Raw genomic sequence first — 15,222 nt, forward strand, 5'->3', positions numbered from 1 at the left:
CTTATCCAGATACTTTATGTCCCAGCCTCTCTTTTTTATTTATAAAAATATTTAATATCATAAAAAATTAAGATTATGTTAAAATGTTCTATGGACTTTTTTATAGGAGGCAAGAGTGTTGATGAACCATCAACTTAAACAGGAAATCATTGACTATGCGTATTCCATTGGTATAGATAGTATTGGTTTTACTACTGCTGATCCTTTCGATGAACTGAAACAAAAGTTAGTAGATTATCATGAAAAAGGTTATGCATCAGGTTTTGAAGAATCAGATATTGCGTTACGAACAGAACCTAAATTATCTTTACCCACAGCGCGTTCTATTATAGCTATTGCTGTTGGTTATCCAAATAAGCTAAAGGGAGCGCCAAAAAGTGTAAAAGGCGATAGAAGAGGAATGTTTGCGAGAGCCTCTTGGGGTCAAGATTATCATTCAATTATGAAAAAAAGATTAGACAAATTAAGTGAATTTATTCAATCTAAGGTTCCTGATGTCGAAATAAAAAGCATGGTTGACACTGGAGTACTTTCAGATCGCGCTGTAGCTGAAAGAGCAGGATTAGGATTCGTTGGTAGAAATGGATTTGTTATTAATCCAAAACTAGGAACTTGGGCATATTTAGGAGAAATGTTAGTTAGTATTCCTTTTGAACCGGATGATCCTATATTAGACAGTTGTGGAGATTGTACAATTTGTGTAGATAGATGTCCAACGGGTGCTTTAGTAGGGAATGGTCAACTGAATTCTCAAAAATGTATCAGCTTTTTAACTCAAACTAAAGGATATTTAAAAGATGAGTATCGATATAAAATTGGTAATCGTCTTTATGGTTGTGATACTTGTCAACAAGTTTGTCCGAAAAATAGAGGCATTAATACAACTCACGAAGATATTATTTTAGAACCAGAAATATTAAAGCCACGTTTAGTTCCATTGTTACAAATGAGTAATAAAGAATTTAAAAATACTTATGGTCATTTGGCAGGAGCATGGAGAGGTAAGAAACCTATACAGCGGAATGCAATTATTGCACTTGCACATTTTGGTGAAGAAACGGCTATTCCTGAATTAAAGGAAGTGGCATTGAATGATCCAAGACCCATGATAAGAGGAACAGCATATTGGGCTATTGGCCAAATACTAGGCGATGATGCAAGAACATTTATTTATGAGCATTTTGATAATGAGATTGAAGAAGTTCAAGTTGAAATGAGAAAAGGACTAGAAATGAGGAAATAAAAATGACAAACCATATTGTGTTATTCCAACCAGAAATACCTGCAAACACTGGGAATATTGCACGTACATGCGCAGGTACCAATACACACTTGCATTTAATTAAACCATTAGGCTTTAGTACAGATGACAAGATGCTAAAACGAGCTGGATTAGATTATTGGGAACATGTTAATATCACTTATCATGAAAACATTGAATCATTTTTCGAAGTGACAAATGGTAAATATTATTTACTTACTAAATTTGGTAAACAAACTTATAGTGATTTTGATTTTTCAAATACTGAAGTAGAAAATTATTTTATCTTTGGTAGAGAAACTACAGGTTTACCAGATTGGGTAAAAGAGAAGTATGCAGATACTGCTTTAAGAATTCCTATGAGTGATCATATTCGTTCTTTAAATTTATCTAATACTGCTGCTTTATTGATTTATGAAGCATTACGACAACAAAACTTCCCAGGATTAAAGTAGAATTTAAAATTAATTACTATAATAGAATAAAAAATGTTATATTTATTAATGAATTATTATAAAAATTTTAAAATAGTTTGATATCCCCTTAAATAGGGTAATTTAGTAAATAAATGAATTATTTTAGTTGAACTTTACATTTAGAGGAGTGTAATTATTATGGCAATGAATTTTAAAGTATTCGAAGATAAACAACATGCAGCAGACTATGCTGGAGATATTATTAGAAAACAATTTAACAATAACCCAACTACCATTGCTGGTTTCCATTTAAACAAGGATTCTGCACCTGTATTAGATGAATTAAAAAAATCAGTTGATCGTAACGCTGTAGATTTTAGTCAAATTAATATTCTTGACTATGACGATAATCATTCGTTCTATGAAGCTTTAGGTGTACCTTCTGAGCAAGTATATTCTATTAGTCTTGATGATGATGCTGAATCATTAATCAATGATAGAATTAAAACAAAAGAAAATAAAGGAAAACTTACTTTACAAGTTGTTTCAATTGATAACTCTGGACATTTAGATGTTAATATTCGTCAAGGTTTGATGAAGGCACGCGAAATTATCTTAGTTGTAACTGGTGCTGAAAAAAGTGAAGTTATCAAACGATTATATGAAGAAAATGGTAAATCAAACTTTTTACCTGCTGATTTAAAAGTACATCGTATGGTAACAGTTGTTTTAGACAGAGCTGCTGCTGATGGATTACCAGAAGACGTTAAAGAATACTTCACAGCGAGATTTGCATAATATTTAATTTTATTGTGAGGTTATTTTTATGAGTAAAGATAGTAAACGTAATTATCATGAAGACGAAAATGCAATGGTTCAAAATATGGATGATTTAGAAGCATTAGGAAAAGAAATGGAACAGATTTCTGAAGAAAATGATGAAGATAAATATAATCAAACACATGATTCAGAAGCGCGTTCAGATTTAAATTAATATATTTTAGCATTTTAATTAATTGTTTCGATAGATTAATTAAAATGCTTTTTTTATGAAATACAACTTATGATACAATATATTTTAATGAAAATGAAGGAGATAAAAATATGTTACATAAGTATTGGCTACCTTTAACAATTATTACAATCATTGTTAGTTTAATTTCTATTAAAGGTTTTCCCATTGCTCTAGGAGCACTCTATCTACCAGTGTTATTTAAAGTGATTCAATTACAATTGAATTTATCAAAGGATTTAATAGATAATGCAACTGCTCATCCATTCATTAAGAGTAATCAAAAAGGAATTATGATTAGTGTTATATGTATATTAATTGTAACAGGAATCTTGGCATATACACTTAATGATTTTTATCGAAGTTTAGGTGGGGTTTTAGGTACGTTAGTAAAGATAAGTCCTGTTACGCTTGTCATAAGCGCTATTTTGTATATAATAAGTGCTATTTCAGTTGTAAAAGCAGTAAAATATAAATATGAATAAGATTTATTCTTAAACACGTGAAGTAATACAACTTCATGTGTTTTATTTTTTATAAATGAAACCGCTTTATATTCGAATTGCTACATTAATTTTATTAATGATATACTATTACTAAATCATAAATAAGGGGGATTATTGAATGTCTGTAAGAATTGAACATGATACGTTTGGTGAAATTGAAGTACCATCTGATAAATATTGGGGCGCACAAACTGAAAGAAGTAAGCGTAACTTTCCAGTAGGTAAAGAACATATGCCTATTGAGGTGATTTATGGTTTTGCTCAGTTAAAAAGAGGTGCCGCGCTTGCTAATCATGAATTAGGAAAATTAAGTGATACTAAGAAAGATGCTATCATTTATGCTTGTGATTTAATTTTAAAAGGAGAACTTGATGGTCATTTTCCTTTAGTTGTATGGCAAACGGGAAGCGGTACTCAAAGTAATATGAATGTGAATGAAGTCGTAAGTTATGTAGCTAATGAGTACTTAAAAGAACATAATAGCGATGAATCGATTCATCCCAATGATGATGTTAATAAATCTCAAAGTTCGAATGATACATTCCCTACAGCTATGCATGTTGCTTTATACCATGAAATTGAAACGAAATTAGAACCTGCTTTAAAACATTTACGAGACACATTTAAAGAAAAAGAAAACCAATATCAATCAATTATTAAAATTGGTAGAACTCACTTACAAGATGCTACTCCAATTCGATTAGGACAAGAAATTAGTGGATGGCGTTATATGCTAGATAAATGTGAACAATTATTAGCTGAATCTAAACAACATATTTTAAATTTAGCTATTGGTGGAACAGCAGTTGGAACAGGAATTAATGCACATCCAGAATTTGGAGATAAAGTAGCTAAATATATCTCAGAACATACAGGCTATGCATTTGTTTCATCTGAAAATAAATTTCATGCTTTAACCTCACATGATGAAGTGGTGCAACTTCATGGAACACTAAAAGCATTGGCAGCAGACTTAATGAAAATAGCAAATGATATAAGATGGCTTGCTTCAGGACCTAGAGCCGGACTTGCGGAAATCTCAATTCCAGAAAATGAACCAGGTTCATCAATTATGCCAGGTAAAGTTAATCCAACACAATGTGAAATGCTAACAATGGTTGCAGTACAAGTGATAGGAAATGATACGACAGTAGGTATAGCGAGTTCTCAAGGTAATTTTGAACTTAATGTATTTAAACCTGTGATTCTTCATAATACATTGCAATCTATTTACTTATTAGCTGATGGAATGGAAACATTTAACAAAAATTGTGCTATAGGTATTGAACCAATTGAAGAAAATATCAATCATTATTTAAATCAATCATTAATGCTTGTAACTGCACTAAATCCTCATATTGGATATGAAAAAGCAGCTCAAATAGCTAAAAAAGCTCATAATGAAGGTTTAACACTTAAAGAATCAGCAATTAATTCTGGCTACGTTACAGAAGAACAATTCGAGGAATGGATTAAACCAGAAGATATGGTCGATCCTCATTAAAATAACATTATCAATTGAAATGCTCCTTTTAAAGATAATGCTTTGATCTGCGTTATCTAAAAGGAGCATTTTAAAAATTTATTCATCATCTAAACTTACAGAAATCAATTCTTGAGTAAGTGGGTGAGTGAATTCAATCTTATAACTATTCAATTCTAATTGACGTAAGGTAGCATCTCCATATAATGGATCACCTATGACAGGATGACCAATTTCTGCTAAATGTACACGTATTTGATGGGTACGTCCTGTATCTAATTTTATTTCCAATTGACAAATGCCTTCTTTAATCCTTTTTGATGTTAAGATATGAGTGATAGCTCGTTGTCCGGTATTAGAAATACGACGCTTATTGGGATGAAATTTATCTTTACCGATTGGCATATCAATTGTTTGTGGTTTTAGAGGTAGTAATGCTTTTACATTGGCACGATAAATACGTGTAATTTGATTCTCTTCAAGCATTCTATCTAGTATTTTTTTCATTAAAGGATTTTTAGCAACAATTAATAATCCCACAGTTTCTTGGTCTAGACGATGAATCGGTTCAACGTAGTCGCTATCCATAGTATAGATAACATGGTTCATTAGTGTATTACTTTCTTTTAAATCATTTGGATGAGTTTTAACCCCTTTAGGTTTCATTACAATAGCTAAATCGTTATCTTCATATGCAATCTGTGCGTAACGATAACTTGGTAAATAATTACTTTTTTCTTCAGGGATAGGAATATAAACAACATCATTTGTGACAACTTTATCTGTCAATTTACTAGGTTGTTGATTAATCGTGATATCTTTAGACATATTTAATTGGTGTAAGTCTTTTTTTGGTAGTTTTAACTTTTGAAAAATTTCACGTAACGTATAATTATTGAAAGTTTCAGGTACATTGAATTTCATAATATCCTCCTATTATATTCTGTTTAATCATATCATAATTTACAATGATAATTATAATTGTTTTCATCAGTCTATTTTTAAATTTTAAAAATAAACGATATAATAATAAACGCAAAATAACAAAATGGGGCGAAAATATGGAAAAACCGACACGTTTAGCATTATTAAAAGAAATTGCAGAATATCTTAATGAAGAAACTGAATTATATAATATGATGAATAAAGTATTAGATTATTTAATCAATGGTAGCAGTTTTACAACAGGTTGGATTTTTTTAATCAATAAAAAAGGTGAACAAGAACTTGTAGCTAGCACTGATTTACCTCATTCATTAAAAAATAATAATTGTAAGTATTTAAATAATGGTACGTGTTGGTGTGTCAATGCTTATCATCATAAAAATTTAACAAAAGCATCTAATATTATAAATTGTTCAAGAATCAATTTAGCTAATCAAGAAAGTGAAAAAGATGATTATCTTATTACGCATCATGCGACAGTACCACTTAGATCAGGAGATGAACAGTATGGATTATTAAATGTCGCGACACCTCATACTGTAGTATATAGTCAAGACGATTTAGAGTTACTAGAATCAGTAGCTTTACAAATAGGTTCTGCAATTAAACGTATATACTTAACAGACCAAGAAAAAGAAGCAGCACGAATAAGTGAACGAAATCGACTAGCGCGTGATTTACATGATTCAGTTAACCAAATGCTTTTTTCATTAAAACTAACAGCTCATGCTGCACATGATATCACAGAGGATAAAACAGCTAAAAAAGCATTTAAGATGATTGAAGATACAAGTCAAAACGCAGTAAATGAAATGCGTGCGTTAATTTGGCAACTTAAGCCAATTGGTTTAGAACATGGGTTAGTGAATGCGATTCAACATTATGCGAATATGTTAGATTTAAAATTAAACATCGAAGTAAGAGGATTGATTAAATTATCCAATTTAGTTGAAGAAAATGTGTACCGAATGCTTCAAGAAGCTTTAAATAATACGAAGAAACATGCACAAACGAATCAAGTATCTATTAACATGCAACAAAATGAACATCAATTATATATTAAAATTTATGATGATGGAAAAGGATTTAATGTGAGTGATGACTTAAATCAAACGACGCATGGTCTAAAAAATATCAAGCAACGTATTCATAGTTTAGACGGAGAATTTAACATACAATCAGATAAACAAATGGGGACAACTATTTATCTTAATATTCCAATTTAAAGTAGGTGATAAATTTGGCAAGTATCGTTTTAATCGATGATCATCACATTGTTAGACAAGGACTAGAATTTCTAATTTCAACAGTTGAGGGTTTAGATATACAAGCAAGTTTTTCTGATGGTGACGCATTTATTAAATATTTAAATGAGAATAATATGCCTGATTTAGTATTATTAGATTTAGTTATGCCTAAAATGAATGGTATCGAAGTGACGCATTATATAAAAAAATATTACCCATACATAAAAGTGTTAGTGCTTACAAGTTATGTGGATGATGAATATGTTATGTCTGCCATTAATGAAGGTGCTGATGGTTATGAAATTAAAGATGTTGAACCACAAAAGCTGATTGCTACTATTACTAAAGTATTAAATAATGAGAAAATAATACATCCAAAAGCTAAAAATGTAATTGATGCAATGCATGAAAAACCACACTTTAATAATAAATTATCTAAAAGAGAGATGGAAGTATTAAAAGAGATGGTGAAAGGTAAGACAAATAAAGACATTGCAAAAAGTTTATTTGTATCTGAGAAAACAGTTAAAACACATGTCAGTCATATATTTAATAAATTACAAGTTTCAGATCGAACACAAGCTGCTATATATGCTATTGAAAATAAATTAATATAAATTGAATAGATCTATTAAAAATAAAAACGGTAATTTTAAAATATGATAATGATAGACAAATGACTTGTTTTATTAGTTTAATTATTTTGATAATTTTGCCATTTATAAAATTATACGTAAAAACAAAAATTTCTCTTTTCATTTTATTGAAAATATATTAAGATGTAATTTGTGTTTCAAGAAATGTGTATTATTGCAATTTCTTGCGTCCGGATAAAATAACTCCTATTAGAAAGGTAGAGAAGAGTAATGGATAGACAGAGTTTTACAGATTTAATTCAAACAAAATTTAAAATGGTGCGTATTGAAGCAGGATACACACAAGATACTATGGCACAAACAATAGGTCTTTCTAAAAAAACACTTGTTCAAATCGAAAAAGAACGTGTATTACCAAATTGGACAACTTGTGTATCAATTTGTGCTTTATTTAGAGATTCAGATGTTTTAAATAACACATTTGGTTGCGATCCATTAGAAATTGTACAAACAATTTCAAGAAACCATTGTGCATATCCTAATCATTCTACAACAAGTGATATTTATTGGAATACAATGGAAACGCGTAATGGATTTATTTTACAAAGTAATAAAGTAAGTAATATCTACAGAGTGCTTAATCCTGAAAAACAACCTATTTTTGGAACATCTAAATTAAGAGAAGCAGAAACTTACTTTAATAGAAATGCTAAAGAAGAATTAATGCACGTTTAATTTTAATATAAATAAGATATAGTGATAGAAGAGTTGACCTTCAACTGAATCACTATTTTCAATTAATAATGAATTCACTGTAATTTTGCGATGAATTCATTATTTTTTTATTTCAAAAATTTGTAAATATAAATGTACGTTGAACTATTAAGTTATGCAGTTTACATTTGTCATGGTATAATTTTGCTATTGCTTATATAAAAATTAAGGAGTTATTTAAATGCAAGCAGTATTAGTAGTCATCTTTATGATAGTAATAGGCGCAATCATTGGTGGTGTCACGAATGTTATAGCTATTAGAATGTTGTTTCATCCCTATAAAGCTCATTATATATTTAATATGCGAATTCCATTTACACCTGGTTTAATACCTAAAAGAAGAGATGAAATAGCTACAAAGATAGGGCAAGTGATTGAAGAACATCTCATTACAGAAACTTTGATTCACAACAAACTAAATGAAACGAAAACTAAAGAAACAATTAATGAATTAGTTAAGGAGCAAATAGCAAAATTAAAAAGTGATCAAGCTACAATTCGTTACTTTGCTGAGAAGTTTGATGTTAAAATAGATTACTTAGTCAATGAGAAATTAGAAGATACAATTTCACACAAGCTATTAGCTTTTTATAATGAACATCGAAATGAAGAAGTGATTAAGTTACTACCAAAAGAAACTAAGCGAATGATTGATAAGAAAGTCGAGCCATTAGGAGATTTATTATGCGAAAGAGCTCGTGTTTATCTGTCATCTGATAAAGGCGCTCGTGATATTTATGACATGCTCGATACATTTTTTAATGAAAAAGGTAAAATCGTTGGATTACTACAAATGTTTATGACAAAAGAAAGTATTGCAGATAGAATCCAACATGAATTGATTCGTTTAACCAATCATCCTAAAGCAAAACGTATTGTAAACCAAGTGATTGATAATGAATATGAGACGCTGAAACGACAACCACTTAAGAAAATCATTGATGAGGCTCAAATTTCAAAACTATCAGACTCAGTTACATTACTTATTACTTCATATTTAAATTTAAATGAAAAAATAGATAAACCACTTAATCAACTATCACCAAGATTAATGCAATATTTAGAGACAACGTTATCAGATAAAGTTACACAACTTATTATTAGTCAAGCATCCAAACATCTCTCAACGATAATGCAAAAAATTAATCTACGTAAACTAGTAGAAAATCAAATCAATACATTTGATTTAGATTACATTGAAAAGTTGATTATTGAAATTGCTAATAAAGAATTAAAATTAATTACCTTATTAGGATTTATTTTAGGTGGTATGATTGGTCTTTTCCAAGGTTTAATCGCAATTTTTGTATAACTAATCATAATATGTTATGGTATTAAAGAGTTGTCAAAACATCATTATTACACGAAGGAGTGCAATTTAAAATGGCAGTAAATTTATATGATTATGCAAATCAACTAGAACAAGCATTAAGAGATAGTGATGAATACAAAGCTATTAAAGATGCTTTTGCTAAAGTTAAAGAAAATGAAGAATCTAAAAAATTATTCGATGAGTTCCGTGAAACTCAAATGAATTTCCAACAAAAACAAATGCAAGGTCAAGAAATTCCTGAAGAAGAATTAGCTAAAGCTCAAGAACAAGCTCAAGCTATTGAAAAAGATGAAAATATTTCACAATTAATGCAAGCAGAACAAAAAATGAGTCAAGTTTTCCAAGAAATTAATCAAATTATTGTAAAACCTTTAGACGAAATTTACGTTGACTAATTAATAATTTAAGTAATGGACACTACGCGATTTTTTCATAAAATCGCGTAGTTTTTTTATGTCAAAGTTCATCGACCCATATTCATAAGATATGGTAAAATATAGTAATACATAAAGATACCTTATCAAACATTTAAGGAGCTTAAATTAATGGTTAAATTTATTCACTGTGCAGATTTGCATCTTGATAGCCCTTTTAAATCTAAACAACAATTATCGACAAGTATTTTCGAAGATGTACAAAAAAGTGCCTATGAGAGCTTTAAAAAAATTGTAGATGTAGCATTAAAAGAAGATGTTGATTTTATGTTAATTGTAGGAGATTTATTTGATAGTGAAAATCGCACATTACGTGCTGAAATTTTTTTAAAAGAGCAATTTAAACGTCTAGAAAAAGAACAAATATTTGTATACATATGTCATGGGAATCATGATCCTTTAACAACTAGAATTACAGATAATTGGCCTAATAATGTATCAGTATTTTCAAATCGTGTTGAAACCTATCAAGCGATTACCAAAGCTGGAGAACAAATTTATATTCATGGTTTTAGTTATCAAAACAATACAAGTTATGAAAATAAAATTGATGAATATCCATCTAGTCAAGGAAGTAATGGTATACATATAGGAATGCTTCATGGAACTTATAGTAAATCTAACATAAAACAGCGTTATACTGAATTTATGTTAGAAGATCTTAATCATAAACTGTATCATTATTGGGCACTAGGTCACATTCATCAACGTCAAGAACTAAGTGATATGCCGCCTATTCATTATTCAGGTAACATTCAAGGTCGTCACTTTGGTGAATTAGGAACTAAAGGTTGTTTGCTTGTAGAAGGGGATCATCTACATCTTGAAACAACTTTTATCCCAACTCAGTTTATACGTTTTGAAGAAGCTACAATTAAGACTGATAAAATTTCAAAACAAGGTATCTATGAGGAAATTCAAAAGTTTAAGAAACAAGTTCGTGAACAAGGTAAAGCATTTTATAGATTGACGATTAATATAGATAATGACAAAATTTTATCAACACAAGATATTCTTCAAATAAGAGAAATGATTAGTGAATATGAAGAAAATGAACATGATTTTATTGTCATTGAAGATATGATTCTTAATTATATACAGAATGAAGAAACACCTCTTATAAATGAATTTTCTAATGAACTCATAAACGATGACAAAGTGTTTGAAGAGGCAATGACAGATTTATATTTAAATCCAAGAGCTTCAAAATATTTAGAAGACTACACCACTTTCAATAAGGCAAAACTCATTCATCGAGCTGAGAAAATATTGAAAGCAGATATGAGAGGTGAAGAAATTGATTATTAAATCACTTGAAATATACGGTTATGGTCAATTCGTACAACGTAAGATTGAATTAAATCAGACTTTTACCGAAATTTATGGGGAAAATGAAGCAGGTAAATCAACCATACAATCATTTATTCATTCAATTTTATTTGGTTTTCCCACAAAGAAAGAAAAAGAACCGCGTTTAGAACCTAGATTGGGAAATCAGTATGGAGGCAAGCTAACGCTTATTTTAGATGATAAATCTGAAATTGAAGTTGAGCGTGTAAAAGGTAGTGCTCAAGGTGATGTAAAAGTTTATTTAGAAAATGGATTGATAAGAGATGAAGCATGGCTTAAGAAGAAATTAAACTATATTTCAAAAAAGACATATCAAGGAATATTTTCATTTAATGTACTTGGTTTACAAGATATTCATCGAAATTTAGACGAACAACAATTACAAAGCTATTTATTAGAAGCTGGTGCTTTAGGATCTTCTGAATTTACATCTATGGGGCAAATTGTTAATCAGAAAAAGACTACGCTTTATAAAAAAGCTGGAAAGAACCCAATTCTAAACCAACAAATTGAAGAACTAAAACAATTAGAAGCACAAATAAGAGATGAAGAAACCAAATTAGACGAATATCAACGTCTTATAGATGAAAAAGATAAATCAGAACGCCATCTTTCTCATTTAAAAGAAAATCTTAAACAATTATCAAAAATGCATGGAAATAAGCAAAAGCAGTTAGGACTTCATGCTCATGCGCAAGAATGGAAATCACTTGAGCATCATTTAAATATCGAACCGTTGAAGTTCCCAGAGCAAGGTATTGAACGATATGAAACTGCATTAAAATATAAACAATCACTTGATCGAGATATAGGATTAAGGGATGAGAAGATAAGACAACTAGAAAATGAATTTAATTTAATTCAGATGCCTGATGATAGAACTGTGAGTGATATGTATCATCTTTATCAACAAGAGAGTGATATCAAGCAATCTGAATTAAAAGCTAAGGCTTTAAAAAAGGAAATAGAAACTTTCGAACGTTCTCAGCAAACATTAAAAGATGATATCGGTTGGAATGAAGTTTATCATGAAGCGGATACTTCTGAAACAATGAAAGATTATATAAGTGAAAAAATTAAAAATCATAATCACCAATTAAATCAAAAGCAACAAGTTGAACGTATGATTGGTGAGCATAATATTGAAAAAAAGGAAATTGAAAAGGAAATTAAGTTATTAGAAAGTGAACTAGTTTCTGAAACAGCACTTGAAAAGAAAAAAGAATATAATCAGCAAAAAATAGAATTACATGAAAAAGAAAGTTTATACTCAAAATTAAAAGCTTCCTTTGAATCAGAAAAAGAAAGAAAACAAAAGCAATATCAATGGTTGAAAATCAGCTTTATCATTTTGGCTTTGATGAGTGCTGGTTTGACTATTTTTGCATTTATTACAACTAGTATCACTTTTAGTATTATTTTTGCAATTCTCACTGTGATATTTTTAGTAGGTTTATTCTTTAGTAAAAATAAAGATATTGATTATAGTGAAACAATTAGTGAGGAAATTAGTGATTTAGAACAACAACTTAAAGCACTCGAAGATAAATACGATTTAGATTTCAATCTAGACGATCAGTACCAATTGCGTGAACGTTGGAATAATGCTAATAATACTAAAGCAGTACTTTCTAATAAACTTAATCATCAACATTCGATTTTATCAGATATTCAGTCTTCAATTGATGCATTAGCACAGGATATTTCTGAATTCAAACAAGACATTAAAGTATCTGATAAAATGTCAGATGAACGTTTAGTAGATAGTTTGAAAACAATGAATCAACTTAAAGTTAATGATAAACAACTTAATAAATTATTATTAGAGAACATAGAGTTAAATCAAAATTTAATTAACTTCTATGAGCATGCTCAAGATGTTACTAAAGATAGTTTCGACGAGTTTAATAAAATTTCATTATTTAATGATTTGAAAAGTTGGATTTCTCAGTATGAAAGTAAAAAAGAAAAGAAATCTCAATTGCAAAATCAATTAACCCTATTAAGTAAAGAATTAAAACAGTTAGAAAGTCGTTTGGATGAAAATAAAACGACTATAAACGAGTTGTTTAAATATATTGAAGTTCAAAATGAAGAGCAATATTATCAACATTACGAAGCTTATCAACGTTATCAACAACAACTATCACGATTCAATGACTTATCTACCTATTTGAGTAATCATGAATTCTCTTATGAAGATAGTTCTGTTTTAAGTGAAAAAACAACTGCTCAATTAGAAGAAGAAGATCAAATGTTAGCTCAACAAGTTGATGATTATAATGATAAATATTTGGAGAAACAAACTGAAGTGAGTGAACTTTCTGCACGTATTAATCAAATGGAAACAGATAAAACACTATCTCAATTGCGTCATCAATATTATAATTTAAAAAATAGAATGAATGATATTGCTAAAGATTGGGCGAGCTTAAGTTATCTTGAGACACTAATTAATGAGCACATTAAACAAATTAAAGATAAACGACTACCATATGTGATAGATGAAGCCATTAATATTTTCAAAACATTAACTGATGGTAAATATAATCTAATTACTTATGAAAATGATTCAATTAAAGTTAAACATCGAAATGGACAAATGTATCATCCACTTGAATTAAGTCAATCAACGAAAGAGTTGCTATATATTTCATTGAGACTTAGTTTAATTAAGGTGTTGAAACCATATTATCCATTCCCAATTATCATTGATGATGCATTCGTACATTTTGATAAACAAAGAAAATCAATGATGTTAAACTATTTAAGAGAATTATCTCAAGAACATCAAGTATTGTACTTTACTTGTACAAAAGATACTACGATTCCTTCTCGAGAAATGCTGATATTAAATAAAAAAGAGGAAGGCGGGAAACGATGAGAAACGTAGAAAAATTAAATCCTGGTGATTCGGTTGAGAATTTTTTCTTAATCCACAGAGCGACACAAGGTGTAACAGCACAAGGTAAAGACTATATGACATTATATCTTCAAGATAAAAGTGGAGATATTGAAGCTAAACTATGGACTGTCACAAAAGATGATATGAAAATCCTTAAACCAGAAATAATTGTATGGGTAAAAGGGGATGTTATTAACTATCGTGGCCGTAAACAAATGAAAGTCAATCAATTTCGATTAGCAACAACAGAAGATGGAGTGAAAACTCAAGACTTTGTAGATGGTGCGCCACTTTCACCTAACGAAATTCAAGATGAGTTATCACATTTTATCTTAGAAATTGAAAATGCACATTTACAACGTATTACGCGTCATTTATTAAAAAAATATCAAGATAAATTCTTTACTTATCCTGCAGCAAGTTCTCATCATCATAACTTTGCAGGAGGATTAAGTTATCATGTATTAACAATGTTAAAAATTGCAAAATCATTGTGTGATATCTATCCATTATTAAATAGAAGTTTGTTATATAGCGCGATTATTTTACACGATATTGGTAAAGTAAGAGAATTAAGTGGACCAGTTGCAACAACGTATACGGTAGAAGGTAATTTGCTTGGACATATTTCAATAGCAAGTGATGAAGTTGCTGAGGCGGCAAAAGAACTTGGTATTGATAGTGAAGAAGTCATGTTATTGCGACATATGATTTTAGCACACCATGGAAAAATGGAGTTTGGTTCTCCTAAATTGCCACATCTAAAAGAAGCAGAGATTTTATTCTTTATTGACAATATTGATGCAAAAATGAATATGTTCGATAAAGCATTTAAGAAAACTGAAAAAGGACAATTTACTGAAAGAATCTTTGGTATGGATAACCGTCAATTTTATAATCCAGAGAAATTAGATTAATATTAATAGACGAAAAAAGAGGCTGGGACATAAAGTATCTGGA

The 15,222-nt window shown here is 29.5% G+C and carries 15 protein-coding genes; 14 read left to right on the forward strand and 1 reads right to left on the reverse strand.

The genetic code is table 11. From position 1 onward, the window contains the following. The first annotated feature begins 121 nt into the window (after positions 1-121). The 6 genes from queG to fumC all read left to right on the forward strand — a co-directional run bounded on the left by queG (position 122) and on the right by fumC (position 4,699). A complete protein-coding gene (queG, locus tag HMPREF2647_RS00965) occupies positions 122-1,243 on the forward strand; it encodes a tRNA epoxyqueuosine(34) reductase QueG (protein WP_070859326.1) in 1,122 nt (373 codons plus the stop codon). A 2-nt stretch (positions 1,244-1,245) separates the two neighbouring features. Continuing rightward, positions 1,246-1,716, forward strand: a complete 471-nt coding sequence (trmL, locus tag HMPREF2647_RS00970) for a tRNA (uridine(34)/cytosine(34)/5-carboxymethylaminomethyluridine(34)-2'-O)-methyltransferase TrmL (RefSeq protein WP_017176401.1) — start codon at positions 1,246-1,248, stop codon at positions 1,714-1,716. A gap of 159 nt (positions 1,717-1,875) precedes the next feature. Continuing rightward, a complete protein-coding gene (locus HMPREF2647_RS00975) occupies positions 1,876-2,475 on the forward strand; it encodes a 6-phosphogluconolactonase (protein ID WP_017176400.1) in 600 nt (199 codons plus the stop codon). A 22-nt stretch (positions 2,476-2,497) separates the two neighbouring features. Beyond that, positions 2,498-2,671, forward strand: coding sequence for an SAS053 family DNA gyrase inhibitor (locus HMPREF2647_RS11130; protein WP_249339582.1), 174 nt, complete (start codon positions 2,498-2,500; stop codon positions 2,669-2,671). A gap of 110 nt (positions 2,672-2,781) precedes the next feature. Beyond that, positions 2,782-3,174: a hypothetical protein gene (locus HMPREF2647_RS00980; protein WP_070859329.1), complete on the forward strand. Its 393-nt coding sequence runs from the start codon at positions 2,782-2,784 to the stop codon at positions 3,172-3,174. Between the two features lie 139 nt (positions 3,175-3,313). After that, positions 3,314-4,699: a class II fumarate hydratase gene (gene fumC, locus HMPREF2647_RS00985; protein ID WP_017176397.1), complete on the forward strand. Its 1,386-nt coding sequence runs from the start codon at positions 3,314-3,316 to the stop codon at positions 4,697-4,699. A 78-nt stretch (positions 4,700-4,777) separates the two neighbouring features. Here the strand turns inward: fumC and HMPREF2647_RS00990 are convergent, their stop codons facing one another. Beyond that, positions 4,778-5,602 carry an RluA family pseudouridine synthase gene (locus HMPREF2647_RS00990; protein WP_070813212.1) on the reverse strand — a complete coding sequence of 275 codons (825 nt, stop codon included), beginning with the start codon at positions 5,600-5,602 and terminating at the stop codon, positions 4,778-4,780. Positions 5,603-5,739: 137 nt separating this feature from the next. Between HMPREF2647_RS00990 and HMPREF2647_RS00995 the strand changes: the two genes are divergently transcribed. The 8 genes from HMPREF2647_RS00995 (at position 5,740) to yhaM (ending at position 15,179) form a co-directional block, all read left to right on the forward strand. Continuing rightward, positions 5,740-6,849: a GAF domain-containing sensor histidine kinase gene (locus tag HMPREF2647_RS00995; protein ID WP_017176395.1), complete on the forward strand. Its 1,110-nt coding sequence runs from the start codon at positions 5,740-5,742 to the stop codon at positions 6,847-6,849. 14 nt (positions 6,850-6,863) lie between these two features. Continuing rightward, positions 6,864-7,487, forward strand: a complete 624-nt coding sequence (locus HMPREF2647_RS01000; RefSeq protein WP_017176394.1) for a response regulator — start codon at positions 6,864-6,866, stop codon at positions 7,485-7,487. 249 nt (positions 7,488-7,736) lie between these two features. Further along, positions 7,737-8,201 (forward strand): XRE family transcriptional regulator XdrA, encoded by a 465-nt coding sequence (locus HMPREF2647_RS01005; RefSeq protein ID WP_002449642.1) that lies wholly within the window; start codon positions 7,737-7,739, stop codon positions 8,199-8,201. Between the two features lie 220 nt (positions 8,202-8,421). Beyond that, the gene (locus HMPREF2647_RS01010; protein WP_070859332.1) at positions 8,422-9,552 is read left to right on the forward strand and encodes a DUF445 domain-containing protein; all 1,131 of its coding nucleotides are present in this window, start codon (positions 8,422-8,424) and stop codon (positions 9,550-9,552) included. Between the two features lie 71 nt (positions 9,553-9,623). Then, positions 9,624-9,968: a YlbF/YmcA family competence regulator gene (locus HMPREF2647_RS01015; RefSeq protein ID WP_017176392.1), complete on the forward strand. Its 345-nt coding sequence runs from the start codon at positions 9,624-9,626 to the stop codon at positions 9,966-9,968. A gap of 150 nt (positions 9,969-10,118) precedes the next feature. Continuing rightward, the gene (locus HMPREF2647_RS01020) at positions 10,119-11,315 is read left to right on the forward strand and encodes a DNA repair exonuclease (protein WP_048682396.1); all 1,197 of its coding nucleotides are present in this window, start codon (positions 10,119-10,121) and stop codon (positions 11,313-11,315) included. Beyond that, a complete protein-coding gene (locus tag HMPREF2647_RS01025; RefSeq protein ID WP_070859335.1) occupies positions 11,305-14,241 on the forward strand; it encodes an AAA family ATPase in 2,937 nt (978 codons plus the stop codon). The genes HMPREF2647_RS01020 and HMPREF2647_RS01025 overlap by 11 nt, the downstream gene beginning before the upstream one ends. Continuing rightward, complete coding sequence (yhaM, locus tag HMPREF2647_RS01030) at positions 14,238-15,179, forward strand: 3'-5' exoribonuclease YhaM (protein ID WP_070549492.1); 942 nt, start codon at positions 14,238-14,240, stop codon at positions 15,177-15,179. The genes HMPREF2647_RS01025 and yhaM overlap by 4 nt, the downstream gene beginning before the upstream one ends. Positions 15,180-15,222 lie beyond the last annotated feature (43 nt).

The sequence above is a fragment of the Staphylococcus sp. HMSC035D11 genome, assembly GCF_001836075.1.
GTDB classification, from domain to species: domain Bacteria; phylum Bacillota; class Bacilli; order Staphylococcales; family Staphylococcaceae; genus Staphylococcus; species Staphylococcus hominis.

Bases quoted from the DNA above. Each gene is read 5' to 3' on its own strand.
- trmL (WP_017176401.1), top strand. From the start codon at position 1,246: ATGACAAACCATATTGTGTTATTCCAACCAGAAATACCTGCAAACACT.
- HMPREF2647_RS01020 (WP_048682396.1), top strand. From the start codon at position 10,119: ATGGTTAAATTTATTCACTGTGCAGATTTGCATCTTGATAGCCCTTTT.
- HMPREF2647_RS01015 (WP_017176392.1), top strand. From the start codon at position 9,624: ATGGCAGTAAATTTATATGATTATGCAAATCAACTAGAACAAGCATTA.
- fumC (WP_017176397.1), top strand. From the start codon at position 3,314: ATGTCTGTAAGAATTGAACATGATACGTTTGGTGAAATTGAAGTACCA.
- HMPREF2647_RS00975 (WP_017176400.1), top strand. From the start codon at position 1,876: ATGGCAATGAATTTTAAAGTATTCGAAGATAAACAACATGCAGCAGAC.
- queG (WP_070859326.1), top strand. From the start codon at position 122: ATGAACCATCAACTTAAACAGGAAATCATTGACTATGCGTATTCCATT.
- yhaM (WP_070549492.1), top strand. From the start codon at position 14,238: ATGAGAAACGTAGAAAAATTAAATCCTGGTGATTCGGTTGAGAATTTT.
- HMPREF2647_RS00995 (WP_017176395.1), top strand. From the start codon at position 5,740: ATGGAAAAACCGACACGTTTAGCATTATTAAAAGAAATTGCAGAATAT.
- HMPREF2647_RS01010 (WP_070859332.1), top strand. From the start codon at position 8,422: ATGCAAGCAGTATTAGTAGTCATCTTTATGATAGTAATAGGCGCAATC.
- HMPREF2647_RS01005 (WP_002449642.1), top strand. From the start codon at position 7,737: ATGGATAGACAGAGTTTTACAGATTTAATTCAAACAAAATTTAAAATG.
- HMPREF2647_RS00980 (WP_070859329.1), top strand. From the start codon at position 2,782: ATGTTACATAAGTATTGGCTACCTTTAACAATTATTACAATCATTGTT.
- HMPREF2647_RS00990 (WP_070813212.1), bottom strand. From the start codon at position 5,602: ATGAAATTCAATGTACCTGAAACTTTCAATAATTATACGTTACGTGAA.